This window comes from Aedoeadaptatus coxii (genome assembly GCF_001553115.1).
Taxonomy (GTDB): Bacteria; Bacillota; Clostridia; order Tissierellales; family Peptoniphilaceae; genus Aedoeadaptatus; species Aedoeadaptatus coxii.
In genome coordinates, this window is record NZ_KQ960175.1 from 1 (window position 1) to 19,120 (window position 19,120).

Below are 19,120 nucleotides of genomic sequence, written 5' to 3' on the forward strand. Positions count from 1 at the left end.
AATGACGCAGGAACAAAAGGAACCGTTCTTGCAAGACATCTCATTCAATCATTTTTACTGGGTCCTGAATTGGCTCACCAGATTGGTATGGAGCTGTGTAAAAAGATACTCAAAGATGGTACGAATTTGTCTTATCTACTCACGTAGATAAGGGGCATATCCACAATCACATCATCTTCAATAATGTAAATATGGTAACAGGTAGATGCTACCAGTCTAACAAGAAAAGCTACCACCAAATCCGTTATCAGAGTGATAAACTCTGCAAAGAAAATAGCCTATCTGTCATTGACGAGTTTTACGAAAGCTATAAGAAAAAATATAATATTAAAGGTAAATCTTGGTATGAAAACGAACAGGCAAAACATGGCACTTCTTGGAAAAGCAGGCTTCAATTTGACAAGGATCCTATCAATCTTTATATTGAGCCTATTTTCTAATTCATACCTCGTAAGAGAGAAATAATAACTGTTCCTATACCAAGTAGGAATGTCATAAATGCAGAAAGTCATATGCTGTCATTCTTTTCTATTAAATCATTTTGAAGTGTCTCAAAGCATCCACGATGGCTGCGTCTTTTTCAGGTGTACATTATGGAATAATTTGTTTCTCCTTTTTAGACTTGTTGTAATGTTCTCGTAATTCTATTCCACATTTCCTTTTTATCTGTGCAATATATAATGTTGAAACTTTTAATTGAAATTTATTCCAAACATATTCTGTGATTTGAGCATATGTTGCCTTACTTTCAGCACTTGTCAAATCAAGCTCATCCAGCTCAATTTCAATATTTATATGCTTATCGACATCGAGTTTGGGCAAAAGTGCTACCGTCTCGTCTTTCATCACGCTTCATTCAAAACCTCACAATATCCTAATCAAAGAAAAAACCGCCCTCAGGCGGTCTTTGTTATTCGCTTAAATCACTTTCATCCATAAAAGGTTCGGCGCCTTCATATTCTACATCGATTTCGGTCAAACCATTTGGAGAATTTCCAATTACTTCTCCTGAACCATATCCCGATAAACAACAAACAGCTTGAAAACAATTTGAAGAAAAGCAAGAAAGGCAAGCGACAATATCATATCCGGACTTAAATCAATTCGCTCCAAACCGGGACCTCCACCCTCATAACCTATGCAACCATATAGGAAGACGACAACCATCGTCGTCTTTACAAGGGAGGAAATTTTTTCCATGTATTGAACAGAAAACCTATCCTCATGAAGAATATCTTTCAGAAGATAGTTTAGATTACGAAACGCAGACCCTACAATTACCAATATAATAGCACAAAATATTTGAAACACGATGTTTCGTGAATCAATATGGCCCACGTAGATATCTTTAAACATAGAGCCGATCACCAGTACGGGTAAGACGAACCATATAATACTAAAGACCTTCGTGAACATGTGATATCTTTCAAGTTTATTCCGTTCCACCATTATGCCTCCTTGTAACTCTAATGTTAAATCCGACATGTCTAATAAATTACATTTCAACTTTAGACGCCTATAGCTACTTTCCTTTACGTTTCATCCGGTTCTGTTAAGGAATATTCTTTATTGTATACAATTATATTACTGTAACTCGGAAAAGTAAATCCCACGCTGATATTTTTATATCATTAAATTGACTGGGATTATGTTTTTAAAATCAAAATTTACTTTTTAAAAAATAAAAAATTATTACTTTTTCTTTCTTCGTTTAATATTAGCCTGTTCAAAACCGGTGATGGATGGCATTTAGGAAAACAAAAAGGAGCCTAGTTTTCACTAGACTCCCCAATGGTTGACATAGAACCCTAAAAAAACCGCCCGTAGGCGGTCTTTGTTATTCGCTTAAATCACTTTCATCCATAAAAGGTTCGGCGCCTTCATATTCTACATCGATTTCGGTCGGATCGTTATAGTCATCGAAGAGATCGTAATCGTCGAGATCGTATTCATCGAAATCGTCGTACCCTTCATCGTCGTAGACGTAATCTTCAAGTTCAGCTAAATCTTCTTCCACTACGTCGACGTAATCTTCGAGATCTTCAAATTTTTCGTCGAGAACTTCTGTAAGTTCAGCTACAACATCGACAAGTTCCAAGAGAATTTGGCCTTCTTTGGAATTTTCTTCCAATCCCAAGCCGTCGGCTAATCCTTGGACGTACGCAATTCTTTGTAAAATATTTTTCATGGCAGCCTCCTTCATTAAACTCTGGACATATACTCGCCACTACGGGTGTCGATACGAATTTTATCTCCGCGATCGACAAATAGCGGTACAAGGAGTGTAAAACCGGTCTCAACCGTTGCAGGTTTTGTAGCGCCGGAGGTCGTATCGCCTTTGACGCCGGGTTCGGTTTCAGTAACTTCAAGTTCAACAAAGTTTTCGGGTGTAACGTTAATGGGTTTGTTTTGGTAGATTTGAATCGTCGCCATGTCGTTTTCCCGCATAAAGTTCAACGCATCTTCGACAAATTCCTTTTCAATCGGGATTTGTTCGTAAGTTTCGTTGTCCATAAAGTAATAAAGCTCGCCGTCGGAATATAAGTATTGCATTTGCTTGGTTTCAATAACCGCATTTTCAAATTTTTCCGAGGGGTTAAAGGTCGTTTCTTTCGCGCCGCCGTTTAATACGGAACGGATTTTTGCACGAACGAATGCCGCACCTTTACCGGGCTTTACGTGTTGGAAATCGACGACTTGATAGACATCGCCATCCATTTCAAAAGTTACACCTTTTCTAAAATCACCTGCTGAGATCATATAATCCTCCTTCTTTGTACTGCTAACACATTATACCAAATTGTAAAAAATCTCACAACTAAGGAGCTATTGCTCGTAAACTTTTTTCATATGGAGATCATGGATTTTTATAAATCCGGGGAACGGGTAGAGAACCCTTTCCGTTGCTTTAGGATTGAAGGCGACGACGGCACCTTCCGGCTGATTCCCTAAAATAAGGCCGTCACAGGCCAGTCGACCCTCGATACGGGCACCGGGCTTTATTATGCAGACGCCCTTTACCTTTAAATTTCCTTTTATAATGGCGTCTTCGTTAATGACTGCGAGACCTTCCATTGCCGTGGGCGTCTTTAACGTGAGCTCGCCTCGTATAAAGATGCGCGTCGGCAGATCGGGAGAAAAACTTGCGATCTCATTTTCTCCACGGATCACTCGAAAACGCCTGTTGTCGTATGTTACATAATCGCCATTGGCTGTCATCCAGCTATCGACAGAAGGCTCCTTCATGTAATCGGGATCTTTTTCCAGAGCCGCAAACCAGGGTGAGACGATTTCTTTAAAGCCTTTTGTCCCAAAATCCAGGTGTCCGCTCTCAACATTAAAAATCGGATTGACCAATTCCCCTTTAAGTTGAGCGAAAGAACTGATCCCCTTATAGGTTGCCCGCGTCAAAAGGGAAAAGGAACAGTATTTTCCCTCTTCTTTTATAGGTTGAAGTTCCGCCGTCTGCGCTGTAATGTCGCCGTACTGCGGACGTGGGAGCGTTTGTTTTCCGCCGGTAAAAAGGGATGCCAGTTTTTCTTCTTTTAGGTCATTCCATGCCAAGTACGCCAGAGATTCTGCGTAGTATCCGCTCTGCGCACTGTCTTTCATAGCGCGGGCCGATAATGATTGGGTTTCCAGTCTCGAAAATAAGTAGAGAGATAAGAGGGCTATAATGGAAAAAATCATAACCGCCATTAAGGAAACGGATCCGGATCGCTTAGTCATAGCCACCTCTCAACGCCACAGAGCGCGTGTACTCTCTTCCGCCTCGCGTGAGGCGAATCGTCAATAAATCGCCTTCTCTGCTGAAATGGAGCTCTTTTACATCGTCTAAGATAATATTTCGTACGCCCGGTCGCTTCCCTATTTTTTCTTTACTGTACTTTGCACGATAATAATCGCCGTAACGTGAAAGTGTGCGATTTTGCAAAACATAACTCACCACTTTATGGCCGTTTCGCCCTTTTTCCCGTACATACAGCTGCAACCCGTTATCTTCGATGAAGTAAAATGCATCGGCGCTGTGAATCTCGTCGATCAACGATTGCAACGCAAAAAATTCGTCGTTGGTTCGCGTCATTTTCCGGCCAAGTCCGGCAGAAGTATTAAGGGATGTGAGCAAAATATTTCCGAGAACGGCCATTAACAGCGATCCAATGGCCAGGGCGAGCATTAATTCAAGGAGTGTAAATGCTTTTTTTCGGCCGAAGCCCACGAAAAAGAAGTTTTCCCGTCTTATCATGGAATACCTCCACTTGCTCTATTCCTTCACTATAATTCGTGATCTGCACATGACAGTGTTTTGACTTCAAAGTTTGATAGGCCATGGCCGCTTCCATGACGTCTTCCCCTTCCACGGCAGCATCTCGATCGCGGCTTAAACGACCGAATTGAAGGGCACTCCCGCCTAAGGCGGCGCTCAACATCACGACAAGAAGGGCTACGATCCCGAGGGTCAAAATGACTTCAATCAAACTGAAACTCTTATTTTTCATGGAACCTCTCCACTCGAATATGGCTGTTTACAGGAGAAAGAATGAGTCCATAGGATCTTTTCCCAATTTCAAAATATATCGTTCCACTATTTGCCGGTCTCCCCGACGGAGAAAAGCTCAATCGATCTTTTCCGTTAGACGTCTCGCTTTTTGTAAAAACAAGTTTTGATTCGTAAAGCGAAAAAGTTCCTTCACGACCCTTCACGCTCTTTGTGTACCCGTCGGTTGAAAAGCTCATGGATGTTTCTTTCCGTTCCGTCATGGCCACACGCCTTAAATCGCTAAGCTCTCCTGCCATCATATGTAATTGGCGCTCAGCTTTAAATTGCCGAACGCCAAGGAGGCCCAACGTCGCAACGGCTACCGTCAAAGCTAAAATAGCGACGACAGTAAGGACTTCGACGAGTGTCATGGCCCGTATTTTATTTTCCATGGGATAAAATTTGAACATTTTTCATGGGGATGTTGACCGATACTCCACCCGGATCTTGGAATTTATAGCGCATTTGCACGACGCGCATGGTTCCGTCCATACCGTTTAAGGGGAAGAACAGACGGGTGTATCCGTCGCCTACATCTCCTTTACGGGAAGGCAATACTTCTTTTGTATGGCCCGAAAGATCGGAGAGCAGTAGACTGAATTCGCCGCCTACATTTGCGTCGGGAATAACGTCGATTGTAAATTCGTAGCCGTTTTTCGGCAAATAGAATCCGCCCGTATCGAGGAAGATTTCGCGTTTCAGGGCTTGAGCCCCTTCTTCAAGAGCCGGCGTCGTAAAAGTTAAATTACCTACTCGGTTTTCTTTTGCTACATTTCCTGCGCCGTCGGAGACAAAGGACGTCTCAAATGTACCGTCGCCTGTTACAGTTAAAATCGTATCCATAACGGAATAACGTGTAATCGGCGGTGCCAAATATACGGTTTCCGATGTCATGGGCGGTTTTTCCGTTTGAGGTTTCACTTGATTGGTTTTAGCCGGGCTCGCCGGTTTCTTTGCGGCGGGTTTTTTCACCGTGGTAGTGCTTGGTTTTTTCGCCGTACCGGTAGAGGGGCGAACGACCGTCGTAGGGGTTCTGCTATAGGAAGACGAGGAGCTTGTAGACGACGAACCGCTGCCTGTCGTAGGTGTGGCCGTCGTTTCCGGCGTTTGCGTAGCCGGCGCAGACGGCGTGGCCGGTGTCGTTTCAAATGTTTTAGATGCCAAGCTGTTATCGACGATTTCGTAAGGAATAGACAGACGAATGGTCGTCGTTTCCATATTGGACGGATCTTTGCTGTAGGAAACGGAATCGACGGTGACCTTATAGGGCAGTGATTCTAAAGTTTCCAAGTATTGGGTAAGGGTTTCGGTAGGTCCATTATGCTCAACTACAACATTTAGGCTTCCCTCGCTACCTTCCCCACTCGCCACTTCTTCATTGGAAATGGAAACATTGGGATCCGATGCAATATCATCTTCCAAGGCTTTTTCCACATCCGTTTCTTTAAGTGTCGTCTTCTCGTTTTTCATTTGGTTCGCATCCGCTTCCTGAGCGTGTGCTACCGATGTTTTCATTGCGGCCTTTAATGCTTCCTGCTCGGCGAGAGGCGCATGAAGAAAAGCACCATAACCGATGCCGCAAGTGGCTGCAAGGAGAAGAGCGGCAAGGGCAGCTTGTTCCTTTTTAGAAACTTCGCCTCGTTTCAGGCGAGCAAATGTATCTTTAAGTATAGGTTTTAGTTCATCATTTCGATTGGGAATATTATTATTTCGAAAAGGCAAAAAATCAAAATTCACGTGATCACCTCTATAGGTATTGTACCATTGCCCTTTCCCGGTGTCGACGGCTTCATCGCATTTTCACACCCCAAGGAGCAAAAAAGACTCGCCGAAGCGAGCCTCTTTTACAATTTTAAAATTTCTTCATACACCGCATCGGCGATAAGTTCGTGGCCTTTTTCATCTAAGTGAATGCCGTCGATAAATCGCGCGTCGTCTCTTGCGATAACGCGATCGAGAGACAGGCCTTCACTTATAGCGTAAAGTTCCGTTAACTTATTTTTTAAGGATTCGATCATGGCCATTCCGACAAAAAGTTCGTCAGAAGTGATGCTCGGCATCGGCGGCAATAGGATCAATACCCGGGCTTTCCGTTCACGGGCCATGTTTCGAAAATGCTCGTAAGCTTTTTCTACATCTTGTGCCCTTCCATCGCCTAAAAGATCATTACATCCGCCTAAGACGATTAAAAGATCGTCTTCTTCAAGAGGGATCGTAACTTCCGCCCGCTCGGTAATCCAGGCGCCGTTCACCCCTAAATTAACGATGGGCTTTTGAAGTTTCTCCTCCAGTCGATCGACCCAAGATTTACCGGGCCTTACGCCGTAGCCGGCAACATATGAATCGCCGATGGCATAAATCTTAGTCAATTTTCTTGCTTGCGATTTCTTCTTTTAATTCGGCTACGAAATCGTCGAGTTTTAATGCGGAACGTTCTTCGCCGTCGCGACTACGTACGGAAATTACGTCGTCGCTTTCTTCTTTTTCGCCGACGATGACCATATAGTTAATACGTTCCATTTGTGCGTCGCGAATTTTCTTGCCGATTTTTTCATTACGTTCATCGAATTCGGCGCGAATGCCTTTAGCCTTTAATTCGTCGGTAATTTTTTCAGCATAGCCATGGAATTTTTCACTAATGGGAAGAACTTTAACTTGAACCGGAGCCAGCCACAAGGGGAATTTACCGGCAAAGTGTTCGACTAAAATACCGAAGAAACGTTCCATGGAACCCATGAGCGCACGGTGACTCATTACCGGTTGTTGTTTTTCGCCGTTTTCGTCGACGTAAGTCAATTCAAAGCTTTGAGGCATTTGGAAATCCAATTGGATGGTGCCACATTGCCATGTTCTGCCGATAGCATCGCGCAAGTGGAAGTCGATTTTCGGGCCGTAGAAAGCGCCGTCGCCTTCGTTAATCTCGTATTCCATTTGTTTGCTGTCGAGGGCTTTGCGAAGGGCGTCGATGGCCATATCCCATTGTTCATCGGTACCCATGCTGTCTTCCGGACGAGTAGATAACTCGACGGTGTATTCAAATCCGAAGGTATTGTATAGTTCGTCGGCCAAGTCGATAAGTTTAATAACTTCTTCTTGAATTTGACTGGGGAGCATGAAGACGTGGGCATCGTCTTGAGTAAAGGTACGAACGCGGAAAAGTCCGTGGAGCGCGCCGGAAAGTTCGTGACGGTGTACTTGACCGAATTCCATAAGTTTAATCGGGAAATCGCGGTAAGAGTGCATGCTTTGTTCGTAAACCAAAATGGATCCCGGGCAGTTCATCGGTTTGATCGCGTAATCTTCGCCGTCAATTTTGGTGAAGTACATATTGTCGCGATAATGATCCCAGTGTCCGGAACGGTGCCATAAGGCTTCGTTTAAGATGATGGGCGTCTTGATTTCCCCGTAACCTCTTTCGATTTGAAGGTCGCGCCAGAAAGTTTCCAATTCGTTACGTACGATCATTCCCTTGGGATGGAAGAACGGGAAGCCAGGTCCTTCTTCGCGGAAACTGAAGAGATCTAATTCTCTGCCGATCTTGCGGTGATCGCGGCGTTTAGCTTCTTCCATACGTTCCAGGTATTCGTCCAATTCTTTTTTCTTCGTAAAGGAAATACCGTAAATCCGTTGAAGCATTTTGTTCTTTTCGTCGCCTCTCCAGTATGCGCCTGCAATAGAGGTTAACTTAAGGGCTTTAATGTCTTTTACATTTTCAAGATGGGGTCCGCGACATAGATCGACGAAATCCCCTAAACGATAAATGGAAATTTGTTCATCGGCGGGAAGATCTTCGATTAATTCAATTTTATAGGGTTCATCTTTAAAAATGGCTTCCGCTTTTTCTTTGGAAACGACTTCTTTTTCAAAGATTGGGCCTTCTTTAACGATGGCCTTCATTTCTTTTTCGATGGTTTCCAAATCGTCCGGGCTTAATTGTTGATCTAAATCAATATCGTAATAGAAGCCGTTTTCTATGGAGGGGCCAATGGCAAATTTCGTAGCGGGGAAAAGTCTTTTAATAGCATAGGCCATTAAGTGAGCCGTAGAGTGCCAGAAAATTTGCTTTCCTTCGGGATCTTCGAATTTGACCACTTTAAACGTGCCGTCTTCGTCGATCACATAATGTTTATCTACAATTTCGCCGTTAAAAACTGCTCCGACGCTGGCTCTCTCGAGACCTTCGGAAATATCGGCGATTAATTCTTTGACCGATTTCTTTACTTCATATTCTTTTACGCTTCCATCAGGTAGACTTAACTTAAACATAATTCACCTCAATAAAAAAACCGACCGCCCCAAAAGGACGATCGGTACCGTGGTTCCACCTTCATTACTTCTCAAAACAGATAACGCCTGTTATGCGCTGCCGATTAAGGCAGAAGTCAGGGTTGGTATTCCGCAAATGTAAGAGCTCACACCGTCCTCTTTCGCTGATGGCTTGCGTACTCGTCCCTTCATACTTGAAAAGTAGTATAGCAGAAAGCAATTCATTTTTCAATGAATTTACAAAATTTTTATGATTATTTCTTTACTACAGATAAAATCTCTTCGACCGTTAAACTCTCTTCTTCCCCCGTTTTCATATTGCGAAGTTTCGGCTTACCTTCTTCTACTTCCGATTGACCCAACACGATGGCATAGGGAACGTCGATATGGTCGGCATACTTAAATTTCTTTCCGATTTTTCCGCTTTCGCCGTAGAGCTGGCAGGAAATACCTTCGTCGCGCAATGTTTTGAGGAGCTTCAGACCTTCGATTTTCGCTTCGTCGAAGGGAATGATCAGGCAATCGCATCCCTTTTGATCGTAAGATTTTAAGAGTCCCGCTTCGTTTAATTGGTAGTAAAGACGGGAAAGGCCGATGGAAATGCCTACGCCGGGTAGTTTTCGTTTCGTGTAATGGCTTGCCAAATCATCGTAACGTCCGCCACTGCATACGGAGCCGATGGATGGGTAATTGTCCAGAATCGTTTCGTAAACTGTGCCCGTATAATAATCCAAGCCTCTGGCAATTTTCATGTCGGGAATCATGTGCTCGCTTTTAACGCCGAGGGCGGATGCGATTTCAAATACTTCTTTAAGCTCTTGAACACCTCGTCTGTAATCCTCATCGTCAACTTTCAAAGCATCCAACTGATCGAATATTTCTTGAGTTGTACCGTCGATGGCGATAAACTCCGCGATTTTTTCGATGCTATCTTGGGAAAGGCCCAACTTTTCCAGCTCTTCTTTTACACTGTCGATTCCGATTTTATCCAGTTTATCCACGACGCGCAAAACATCCGTCGTATCGTCGATGCCGAGAGCACGATAGAAACCGTTTAATATGCGGCGATTATTGATATGAATGGTAAAGTCGTTGAATCCCAAATCCATAAAGGTACTCTCAATAATCGAGGGAATCTCGCCGTCGTTTACGATGGAAAGATTGTCGTTACCGATAATATCGATATCGCATTGATAGAATTCTCTAAAACGCCCTTTTTGCGCTCTTTCGCCGCGGTATACTTTCCCGATATGGTAGCGACGGAAGGGAAAACTTAAGTCGCTATAGTGTTGTGCGACGTAACGCGCCAAGGGAACGGTTAAATCAAATCGCATGGCGATATCGGTGCTTCCCTTTTGGAAGGCGTAAATTTGTTTTTCCGTCTCTCCCCCGCCTTTGGCGAGGAGCACTTCCTGCTTTTCCAACACCGGCGTGTCGATGGGCAAAAAGCCGTGGCTTTCGTAATTGCGTCGAATAATATCTTTCATTCGATTAAAGACCAGTTGGTCTTTCGGGAGCAATTCCATAAATCCCGGCAACGTCGATGGCTGTACTATATTCTTCATTTTATTCCCCCAATCATAAACATGGCGATGGATGTCGCCACATTGGCATTTAATGAATCGATGGTTCCTTTCATCGGTATGCGAAGCATATGGTCTACTATTTCTTGAGTTTCTTCACGAAGTCCTCGCGCCTCGTTGCCTACGATCAGCACGAGGTTTTCCTCTGTTGTCAAATCTCTGCCTATGTCGCATCCACGAATATCCAAGCCGTAAAAAGACATATTTTCATGTAATTTTTTTAAGTCGTCATCTGAGATTTTCGCCATTGGCACGCGGAAGGCCGACGCCATAGACGAGCGAACGCATTTGTCATTTCCGGGATCTACCGTTCCCTTTCCGAGCAAAATACCGTCGAAATGAAAGGCTTCCGCCGAGCGAATCATGCCCCCTAAATTACCGGGATCCTGTACGCCGTCGGTGTATAGGAATTTCCCTTTTGGGGGAAATTCTTTCAGATCGCGTATAAAATGGCGACAACGAGCGATAATACCCTGGCTGGTTTCCGTCGACGTCAGCTGTTCAAATAAAGAATGCTTTAAAACCGTAACGGGCACGTCTTTATCTTCAAATTTTTCTGCCAAATGAAGTTTTTCATCGTCGATTAAAATTTCCTTAACGTAGCCTTCGCGATAAATCTCTTCGACGACTACCGTACCTTCCACTAATAACTCGCCGAAGCGATCCCGGTATTTTTTATCTTTTAATTTTTTCCAATTTTTGAATCGTTCATTATGTTCAGAATCAATTCTTTTCAATTCCATGTTCCTTTTGGATTTCTTTCAAATCTTCGTCGCTTCCGAAGAAAATAATCGCATCGCCTTTCTGTAAAATTTCATCGGCAATATTATGGACGATCAGCCCCTCGTCCCGCCGAATGGCGATGACATTGACGTGGAAGTGACTTCTGAACGCCAATAACCTTACCGTTTTTCCAACCCAATCTTCCGTTACCTCATATTCGATGACGCCATAATTTTCGGAGATCTCGAAATAATCGGAAATTCCGTTGTCCGACAAACTCTTCGCAAGACGAACGCCCATATCCACTTCGGGATAAATAATTTTATGGGCACCTAAGCGTTTCAGTATGGCTCCGTAACGTCGCGTCGGAGCCTTTGCTATAATCATGGGAACATCCGCTTCGACACAGGATATAGTCGCCATAATCGCCGATTCCAAACTGCTACCGATGGCGATCACCGCACAATCGAAATTGCTCAGCCCTAAATCCTCCAGTACGTCTGCATCCATAATGTCGGCTTGAATGGCGGTGGTGACGTCTTCAGAAATAGTTTTAATCTTCTCTATGTTTACATCTACCGCCAATACGTCGTTATGCATGGCATATAACTTCTTGGCGACAGTGGATCCCAGTCGGCCGATGCCGAAAACAATAAAACTTTTACCCATAGCTCGCTCCTAACCTACTATATATTTTCCTTCCGCATAGCGGTATTTCTTTTTATGTTCGTCGTGGAACAGGCCCATAGCAAAGGTAGTGGGCCCGATTCTACCAATATACATTGTAAACGAAAGCGCCAGTTTCGAATAGCTGCTTAAACTTCCTGTAATGCCTCTCGAGACACCGACAGTGTCGAAGGCGGAAATAGTTTCGAAGAGAATGTCCATAAACTGAAAGACGCCTTTTTCAAAAGCCACTATAAAGGCTGCTACGGCAAAAACGAGAGCGATGGCAATGACAAATAATGAAAATGCCTTGCGTACCGTCTCCTCTTCCACTCGCCTTTTGAAAAGAACAGTGTCGTCCTGCCCCTTCAATGTAGCAAAAGCAGAACTCATAACGATGGCAAAGGTGGTAGTTTTAAGCCCCCCTGCCGTAGAACCCGGCGATCCGCCGATAAACATTAACAAAAAGCTGAAAAATACGGTGGCGTCGCGCATTTTCCCCATATCGATGGAATTAAATCCCGCCGTACGAAAAGTCGTCGATTGGAAAAATGAAGCCAGAATTTTCTGAGGAACGGGCAAGGCGGCAATAGTATCTACGTTGGTCGCTTCAAAGAAATAAAATAAGAAAGTTCCCGCAACGAGTAAAATGGCCGTCGTCGTAATGACAAGTTTCGATTGCCCCCGTAATCGGCGTTTTTCAGGAAAATGCCAAAGGTCGACGTAAACGATAAAACCGAGACCGCCTAAAATTATCAAACCGGCGATGATCAACGTAACGTAATAGTCGCCCTGGAAAGAGACGAGAGAATCGCCGAAAAGGTCGAAGCCGGCGTTACAAAAGGCGCTGATCGAATGAAATACGGAAAAAGCGACGCCCTTTTTGATGCCATATAGAGGGATCAGTCGAAAGCTTAAAAGCAGAGCGCCTATACCTTCTACCGAAAGTGTAAAAAGTGTGGCGAAGCGCATAAGGCGCACAAGGCCTTTTAAAGACTCCGCACTCCATTGCTCTTTTATAAACATACGCCCGCTAAGGCCAATTCGTTTACCGATTAAAATAGAAACCCACGCCATCATGGTCATGGTGCCGAGGCCGCCGATTTGTATCAGGGTAATAATGACAATTTTCCCGAATATACTCCATGCTGCCGCCGTGTTTCTTACAATAAGCCCCGTTACACAGGAAGCCGACGTGGATGTAAAAAGCGCATCGACAAAGTCTAAACTTTTACCGTCGGCAGATGCAAAGGGCATGGTTAAAAGTACGGCACCTGCTAATATGAGCACGATAAAGGATAAGCCTAACACGAGGGATGGGTTTTTCGTGATTTTTTTATGAATAAAGTCAGGTAATTTCAATGGTTGCTCCATATAAAAACACCCTACAGGGAGTCTTCCCTACAGGGTGTAGCAATTATTCTCCCTTAGCTACTTGAACAAGTTGTGCAAATGCTTCCGGGTCATGAATTGCGAGTTCAGATAAAACCTTGCGGTTAATATCTACGTTCGCTTTTTTAAGTCCGTTGATGAAACGGCTATAGCTCATGCCGTTTAAACGAGCGGCCGCGTTGATTCTCGTAATCCAAAGTTTACGGAAATCTCTTTTCTTTTGCTTTCTACCTGCAAAGGCATAGCTCATAGAGCGCATAACTGCTTGGTTTGCAACTCTGTAAAGCTTGGATTTAGCTCCAAAATAACCTTTAGCTTGTTTTAAAACTTTTTTATGACGACGCTTAGCGTTAACGCCTCTTTTTACTCTTGCCATATCTTAACTACCCCCCGATTACGGAATCATATGGTCGATACGACGCGTATCGGCTGCGGAGACCATGGATCCTTTTCTTAGATTACGCGTTCTCTTAGCCGTTTTCTTACCGGTCAAGTGACCTTTATAGGCTTTAAATCTTCTCAATTTACCGGTTCCCGTTCTTTTGAAACGTTTTGCGGAACCTCTATGTGTTTTCATTTTACCCATAGCATTTCCTCCTATTAGTTATCTGACTTGGAACTGAAGAACATGACCATGCTTCTGCCTTCCATCTTCGGTTTCTTATCGACTTGACCATATTCCGAAACAAGCTCGGTGAACTCGTCAAGCACTTCGCGCCCGATTTCAGTATGGCCCATTTCTCTACCGCGGAAACGAACCGAAACCTTGACGCGATTTCCGTCTTTAAGGAAATCAATTGCTCGATTGGCCTTAGTGTTTAAGTCGTGAAACTCGATCTTAGGCGTAAGACGCAATTCCTTAACGGTAATGGTCTTTTGCTTTTTCTTGGATTCCTTTTCTTTCTTCATCATATCGTAGCGATACTTGCCGTAATCCAATACTCTACACACCGGCGGTTTCGCTGTCGGTGCAATGTTGACGAGATCTAACTTAAATTCATCAGCAATTTCTCTTGCTTTGTCAATGGACACAACTCCCAATTGCTCTCCATCGGGATCGATAAGACGCACTTCTTTTGCGCGAATTTCACCATTGATTTGAACTTCCTTAATGACTAAACACCTCCATAGGCAACAAAAAAAGCGGGCACAAAAAACCCGCCTTCACATAATCTGGAACAAACCTTAAAACGTAAGTCGTAAGGTGAGAAACGGACTTCTTCTTCATACAAGCGTTAGTATATCAGTCAATTCCACCTTTGTCAAACTATTTCTTCCTGCTGTTTAATATATGATCGACTTTTGTCTGAATTAAATCCAACGCCACTTTATTATAACCGCCCTCAGGAACGATAATATCGGCATAACGCTTCGATGGCTCGACAAATTGTAAATGGGCGGGCCGTACCGTCGCCATATACTGATCGATAACAGAATCTAAGCTTCTCGCCCGCTCCTTCATATCCCGTTTAATGCGCCTTAAGATGCGCACGTCGCTATCGGTGTCGACAAAAATCCGCATATCCAGGAGTTCCAAAATGCGCGGCTCGGAAAAAAGTAAAATTCCCTCAATGAGAATAATATCTTTCGGTTCCAGCCGAATGGTTTCTTTCTTTCGATTATGAACGGAAAAATCATATTCCGGCATATCCACTGACTTCCCTTCGCGCAGCAATTTCAAATGCTCGATGAAAAGATCATTATCAAAGGCGAAGGGATGGTCGTAATTGGTTTTTTGTCGATCTTCAAAAGAAAGATGGGACTGATCTTTATAATAATTATCCTGGCGAATGACCGTGCATCGTTCGGATCCCGTGTTCGCATATAGTTGTTCGGTAACAGTGCTCTTTCCGGATCCGGAACCTCCGCAAAGGCCGATTAAAACTGGTCGCATATTAATCAATCTTCTTTCTGATCATATCTTTTGCTTCTACTGCGCGGTCGAGGCGAGCTGTAAAAATTTGTCTCGCTTTATTGGCTACCTCGATAGGCTCTCCATCTTCATCTCGCATATCTTCGATCGTCCAAAGGAAATAGTCTTTCCCCGGCCCGAAGATCTCCACTTCGTCACCTTCAAATAAGCGATTGCGCTGCTCGATGGTGACGCGCTTATTCTCTTCATCGTAATCCAATACGACGCCGACGAAATCGTAATCTCTGATGTAGGTTGTGGAGTTACTGATCCCCCGCGTATCCTTCGCTTCTCCGAAGTAAAAACCCGTCGTAAAATCCCGATGGGATACTTTCTGAATTTCTTCGAATAACTTTTCGTCGTACACGTAATGTTCAGGGTCATTATAGTAAGCATCGATGGCCATGCGATAGGAACGAATGACGGTGGCGAGATAATAAGAACTCTTGACCCGTCCTTCTATTTTGAAAGACCGAATGCCCGCTTCGATAAGTTCGTCGATGTGTCCGATCATGGAAAGATCTTTTGAATTGAGAATAAAGCTTCCCTCTTCCGTGGAATCGATGGGGAAATATTCTCCCGGACGATTTTCTTCGACCAAATGGTATTTGTAACGGCACGGCTGCGCACAATCCCCTTGATTGGCGTCTCTTCCCGTCATGTAATTGCTGAGCAAGCAGCGTCCGCTGTAACTCATACACATAGCCCCGTGAACAAATGTCTCGATGTCGATGCCGTCAACTGTGTCGACGATATTTTTAATCTCGTCTAAAGACAATTCCCTTGCGAGAACCACCCGCTCGGCGCCGAGATCCCTCCAAAATTTTACAGTGTCGCTATTGGTAATGCTCCCTTGGGTGCTCATGTGGATAGGAATCTTCGAGATACTGCGCACACGCTGAAAAATACCGGGATCGGAGACGATGACCGCATCGACACCGATAGATTCCAAATCTTTTACATAGTCCTCCAACCCGTCGAAATCGCCGTCGTGGGGGACGATGTTTAGCGTAACGTGGACGGTCTTTCCGCGGGCGTGAGCGTACTCTACGCCCTCTTTCATAGTCTCCAGGGGAAAGTTTTTCGATGCTTTACGTAGCCCAAAAGCTTCGCCGCCTAAGTAAACGGCGTCGGCACCGTAGTCGATGGCCGTCTTTAACTTTTCAAGATCTCCGGCAGGAGCCAATAGTTCTACTTTATTCATTCAATCTCCTTATCATCAGCACACCGTCTCCAACGGGTAGTAAGTTGACACTTAATTCATCCGATTGAAAGACCGTATGCAACATTCGCTTCAGTCGCTTAACGATAGTTATCTTTCGACGTTTAAACAAAGCTTTCGACGCCAACATGCCGTGAAAAAGGACATTGTCCATACAAATTACGCCGTCCTCATTTAAAAGCCTGAGGCATTCTTTCAAATAAACTTCATACTGCCCCTTCGCCGCATCGATAAAAATAAAATCGTAAGATCCCCGATCTTTCGTAATAAATTCCGCCGCATCACCTACGATGAGATCCACTCTATCTTCCAAATGTTGGTTCTGCAAATGGGTTCGCGCATTAATGGCACGAACAGAATCCAGCTCCACCGTCGTAATGACGGCGTTCGTCGCGCGGGCCATAACCGATGCGGAATATCCGATGGCGGTACCCAGTTCCAAAATGGTGCGCGGCTTTAATACCGATAGGAAGAAAGCCAAATAATTTTCCACCTGCCGGTCGATAATGGGAACTTCTTCCTCTTCGGCAAAGCGCCGCATTTCTTTCAAGTAATTGTCTTTTTCCGGCACGAGTTCATTAAGAAACTCTTCGATAAATGGTTCTGTCGTATACATGCTATAAAAAAGCCGGTTAAACCGGCTATTAAATATCCATAATAATGGGAAGAATCATGGGGTTGCGTCTAGTCTTTTTAAAGATGAAGTTTCTCAAGTCGTCGCGAATTTGCGATTTAATGGCAGACCATTCTTTCACATTGCTTTGTTTGCAATTCTCAACGGATTTCGACACGGTGTTACGCACATCGTTCATTAAATCCGTCGATTCGCGAACGTAGACGAAGCCCCTGGAAATAATGTCGGGTCCCGAAACCATTTCGCCGGTCTTTTTGTTCATGGCAATAATGGCGATTATCAAGCCGTCTTCGGAAAGATGTTTTCTATCCCGTAGAACGATATTGCCTACATCGCCGATGCCCAGACCGTCGATAAGCACTTGACCGGATTCCACATCTTTCACGCGATGGGCTTCTGTCTTATTCATTTCCAAACATGCTCCGTTTTCGAGCAGGAAAATATTGTTTTTCGGAATACCCATACGTTGCGCCACTTCCGCATGCTTTAAAAGGTGCTTTACTTCACCGTGCACGGGAATAAAGAATTTCGGCTTTAAAAGACTGAGCATAAGCTTATGCTCTTCCTGATAGGCGTGTCCGGATACGTGAATTTCGGATAGAGATTCATAGATAACGCGGACGCCCTTATCCAACAAGGTATTGATGACAGTATTGACCGCATTTTCATTACCGGGAATCGGATGGGATGAAAGAATGATCACATCGTCTTTTGTCAATTGAATGCGTTTATGCTGACTATTTGCAATACGCGTCATGGCACTCATAGGTTCCCCTTGGCTACCGGTTGTAATTAAAACCAGTTGCTTGGGATTGTAACGATCCATGTCCTTAATGTCGACGATGGTATTCTTCTTTACACGAAGATAACCGAGATTCTCGGCGATACCCATGACATTGAGCATGCTGCGACCGCTTAAGACGACCTTCCGGTTATAGCGCTCGGCAGCGTTTATAATCTGCTGAATCCGGAACACATTAGATGCGAATGTGGCGATGATGATCCGATTGTTCCGCATAAGGGCGAATAATCGATCCAATGTAGCGCCGACTTTTCGCTCGCTCATTGAAAAGCCTTCCCGAAGCACGTTGGTCGACTCGCTGAAAAGTGCCAATACGCCTTTGTCTCCAATTTCCGCCAAGCGGTTTAAGTCGATGGGCGCGCCTGCAATGGGCGTAAAGTCAACTTTAAAGTCGCCGGTGTGTACCAACACGCCGAGGGGCGTCGTAATGGCAAGGGCTGCCGCATCGGGGATGGAGTGGTTGACACTTATCCATTCGATATCAAAGTATTTGCCTACCTTCATAGGTTTTTTATAACTTACGGTCACGAGTTTTGTCGAGCGAAGCAAACGATGCTCTTTTAATTTATTCTCGAGAAGTGCCAATGTAAGTTTGGTTCCGTATACAGGCACATTAATTTGTTTTAAAACATAGGGAACGGCACCAATATGGTCTTCGTGTCCGTGAGTGATGACGATTCCCTTTATTTTTTTTCTGTTTTTTAATAAATACGTTATGTCGGGTATGACGACGTCGATTCCCGGCATATCATCTTCCGGAAAGGTCATACCGCAGTCGATCAGTATTATCTCGTCACGATATTCGATGACCGTCATATTCTTCCCAACTTCATGTAATCCTCCTAGAGGAATTATACGAAGTTTTTCCTTAGTCTTCATCAGACTCTCCTTTCAACTTCTGTGCGCATTCTTCACAAATGCCGTAAAACTTTAAATTATGATCCGTTATATGAAAGTGAACCGTTCGTTCAATTTCTTCTTCTAAGTCATCTAATAAATCCACATTAACTTCTGTAATTTTGTGGCATTTATTGCACACCAGATGGTGGTGAATATGCTTTTCGCCTCTCAAACGGCGTTCGTAACGTGTCGTACCGTCCGAAAGAGTTAAGGCCGTTAAAAATCCGATTTCCTCCAAGAGGCTAACGGCACGGTAAACTGTCGCGATGCCGATTTCAGGCATTTTTTTAGAAGCGTATTGAAATACCTCTTCTGTCGTCATGTGTTCGTCATCATGTTCGATAAAAACATCCATTACAACTTGACGTTGTTTCGTGTATTTATAACCTTTATCTTGTAGAAAATCCTTATATTCATTTGCCGGCATAATTCACCCACCTATTCCTGTACATGTACCTTTTGACATAAAAAGTGCGCCTT

General features: G+C 44.0%; 22 protein-coding genes and 2 pseudogenes. 1 reads left to right on the forward strand and 23 read right to left on the reverse strand.

Translation table 11 applies throughout. From position 1 onward, the window contains the following. A pseudogene (locus HMPREF1863_RS08880) lies at nt 1-413 on the forward strand (relaxase/mobilization nuclease domain-containing protein); the annotation flags it as partial. A 178-nt stretch (nt 414-591) separates the two neighbouring features. Here the strand turns inward: HMPREF1863_RS08880 and HMPREF1863_RS04470 are convergent. The 23 genes and pseudogenes from HMPREF1863_RS04470 to HMPREF1863_RS04580 form a co-directional block, all read right to left on the reverse strand. Continuing rightward, nucleotides 592-837, reverse strand: a pseudogene (locus tag HMPREF1863_RS04470) (hypothetical protein); the annotation flags it as partial. 162 nt (nt 838-999) lie between these two features. Continuing rightward, the gene (locus HMPREF1863_RS09330) at nt 1,000-1,200 is read right to left on the reverse strand and encodes a hypothetical protein (RefSeq protein WP_232300115.1); all 201 of its coding nucleotides are present in this window, start codon (nt 1,198-1,200) and stop codon (nt 1,000-1,002) included. A 637-nt stretch (nt 1,201-1,837) separates the two neighbouring features. Continuing rightward, nucleotides 1,838-2,188, reverse strand: coding sequence for a CD1247 N-terminal domain-containing protein (locus HMPREF1863_RS04480; RefSeq protein WP_068367788.1), 351 nt, complete (start codon nt 2,186-2,188; stop codon nt 1,838-1,840). A gap of 14 nt (nt 2,189-2,202) precedes the next feature. After that, on the reverse strand, nt 2,203-2,760 hold the full coding sequence (gene efp / locus HMPREF1863_RS04485) for an elongation factor P (protein WP_068367790.1): 558 nt from the start codon (nt 2,758-2,760) through the stop codon (nt 2,203-2,205). Between the two features lie 66 nt (nt 2,761-2,826). After that, nucleotides 2,827-3,729 carry a polymer-forming cytoskeletal protein gene (locus HMPREF1863_RS04490; protein WP_068367792.1) on the reverse strand — a complete coding sequence of 301 codons (903 nt, stop codon included), beginning with the start codon at nt 3,727-3,729 and terminating at the stop codon, nt 2,827-2,829. Beyond that, on the reverse strand, nt 3,722-4,246 hold the full coding sequence (locus tag HMPREF1863_RS04495; RefSeq protein WP_083508512.1) for a PulJ/GspJ family protein: 525 nt from the start codon (nt 4,244-4,246) through the stop codon (nt 3,722-3,724). The genes HMPREF1863_RS04490 and HMPREF1863_RS04495 overlap by 8 nt, the downstream gene beginning before the upstream one ends. Beyond that, nucleotides 4,182-4,499, reverse strand: coding sequence for a type II secretion system protein (locus tag HMPREF1863_RS04500; RefSeq protein WP_068367796.1), 318 nt, complete (start codon nt 4,497-4,499; stop codon nt 4,182-4,184). The genes HMPREF1863_RS04495 and HMPREF1863_RS04500 overlap by 65 nt, the downstream gene beginning before the upstream one ends. Further along, nucleotides 4,489-4,932 (reverse strand): hypothetical protein, encoded by a 444-nt coding sequence (locus HMPREF1863_RS04505; RefSeq protein ID WP_198142713.1) that lies wholly within the window; start codon nt 4,930-4,932, stop codon nt 4,489-4,491. The genes HMPREF1863_RS04500 and HMPREF1863_RS04505 overlap by 11 nt, the downstream gene beginning before the upstream one ends. After that, a complete protein-coding gene (locus HMPREF1863_RS04510; RefSeq protein ID WP_068367800.1) occupies nt 4,922-6,277 on the reverse strand; it encodes a hypothetical protein in 1,356 nt (451 codons plus the stop codon). Before HMPREF1863_RS04510 ends, HMPREF1863_RS04505 begins: the two co-directional genes overlap by 11 nt. Nucleotides 6,278-6,384: 107 nt before the next feature. Continuing rightward, complete coding sequence (locus HMPREF1863_RS04515; protein ID WP_068367802.1) at nt 6,385-6,909, reverse strand: SGNH/GDSL hydrolase family protein; 525 nt, start codon at nt 6,907-6,909, stop codon at nt 6,385-6,387. Beyond that, a complete protein-coding gene (gene thrS, locus HMPREF1863_RS04520) occupies nt 6,902-8,806 on the reverse strand; it encodes a threonine--tRNA ligase (protein ID WP_068367804.1) in 1,905 nt (634 codons plus the stop codon). The genes HMPREF1863_RS04515 and thrS overlap by 8 nt, the downstream gene beginning before the upstream one ends. 254 nt (nt 8,807-9,060) lie before the next feature. Beyond that, complete coding sequence (hisS, locus tag HMPREF1863_RS04525; protein ID WP_068367806.1) at nt 9,061-10,371, reverse strand: histidine--tRNA ligase; 1,311 nt, start codon at nt 10,369-10,371, stop codon at nt 9,061-9,063. Next, complete coding sequence (locus HMPREF1863_RS04530; protein ID WP_232300116.1) at nt 10,368-11,126, reverse strand: TrmH family RNA methyltransferase; 759 nt, start codon at nt 11,124-11,126, stop codon at nt 10,368-10,370. Before HMPREF1863_RS04530 ends, hisS begins: the two co-directional genes overlap by 4 nt. Then, nucleotides 11,113-11,781, reverse strand: coding sequence for a potassium channel family protein (locus HMPREF1863_RS04535; RefSeq protein ID WP_068367810.1), 669 nt, complete (start codon nt 11,779-11,781; stop codon nt 11,113-11,115). Before HMPREF1863_RS04535 ends, HMPREF1863_RS04530 begins: the two co-directional genes overlap by 14 nt. Nucleotides 11,782-11,790: 9 nt before the next feature. After that, nucleotides 11,791-13,152, reverse strand: coding sequence for a TrkH family potassium uptake protein (locus HMPREF1863_RS04540; protein WP_068367812.1), 1,362 nt, complete (start codon nt 13,150-13,152; stop codon nt 11,791-11,793). A 43-nt stretch (nt 13,153-13,195) separates the two neighbouring features. After that, complete coding sequence (gene rplT, locus HMPREF1863_RS04545) at nt 13,196-13,546, reverse strand: 50S ribosomal protein L20 (protein WP_068367814.1); 351 nt, start codon at nt 13,544-13,546, stop codon at nt 13,196-13,198. 18 nt (nt 13,547-13,564) lie between these two features. Beyond that, nucleotides 13,565-13,756, reverse strand: coding sequence for a 50S ribosomal protein L35 (gene rpmI / locus HMPREF1863_RS04550; protein ID WP_068367816.1), 192 nt, complete (start codon nt 13,754-13,756; stop codon nt 13,565-13,567). Between the two features lie 14 nt (nt 13,757-13,770). Next, the gene (infC, locus tag HMPREF1863_RS04555; RefSeq protein WP_232300117.1) at nt 13,771-14,241 is read right to left on the reverse strand and encodes a translation initiation factor IF-3; all 471 of its coding nucleotides are present in this window, start codon (nt 14,239-14,241) and stop codon (nt 13,771-13,773) included. 196 nt (nt 14,242-14,437) lie between these two features. Continuing rightward, a complete protein-coding gene (udk, locus tag HMPREF1863_RS04560; RefSeq protein ID WP_157065086.1) occupies nt 14,438-15,070 on the reverse strand; it encodes a uridine kinase in 633 nt (210 codons plus the stop codon). Continuing rightward, nucleotides 15,066-16,286, reverse strand: a complete 1,221-nt coding sequence (locus HMPREF1863_RS04565) for a peptidase U32 family protein (protein WP_068367822.1) — start codon at nt 16,284-16,286, stop codon at nt 15,066-15,068. Before HMPREF1863_RS04565 ends, udk begins: the two co-directional genes overlap by 5 nt. After that, nucleotides 16,279-16,920, reverse strand: a complete 642-nt coding sequence (locus HMPREF1863_RS04570) for an O-methyltransferase (RefSeq protein WP_068367824.1) — start codon at nt 16,918-16,920, stop codon at nt 16,279-16,281. The genes HMPREF1863_RS04565 and HMPREF1863_RS04570 overlap by 8 nt, the downstream gene beginning before the upstream one ends. A 28-nt stretch (nt 16,921-16,948) precedes the next feature. After that, nucleotides 16,949-18,619, reverse strand: a complete 1,671-nt coding sequence (locus HMPREF1863_RS04575) for a ribonuclease J (protein WP_068367826.1) — start codon at nt 18,617-18,619, stop codon at nt 16,949-16,951. Further along, on the reverse strand, nt 18,609-19,067 hold the full coding sequence (locus HMPREF1863_RS04580; protein WP_068367828.1) for a Fur family transcriptional regulator: 459 nt from the start codon (nt 19,065-19,067) through the stop codon (nt 18,609-18,611). The genes HMPREF1863_RS04575 and HMPREF1863_RS04580 overlap by 11 nt, the downstream gene beginning before the upstream one ends. Between the last annotated feature and the right edge of the window lie 53 nt (nt 19,068-19,120).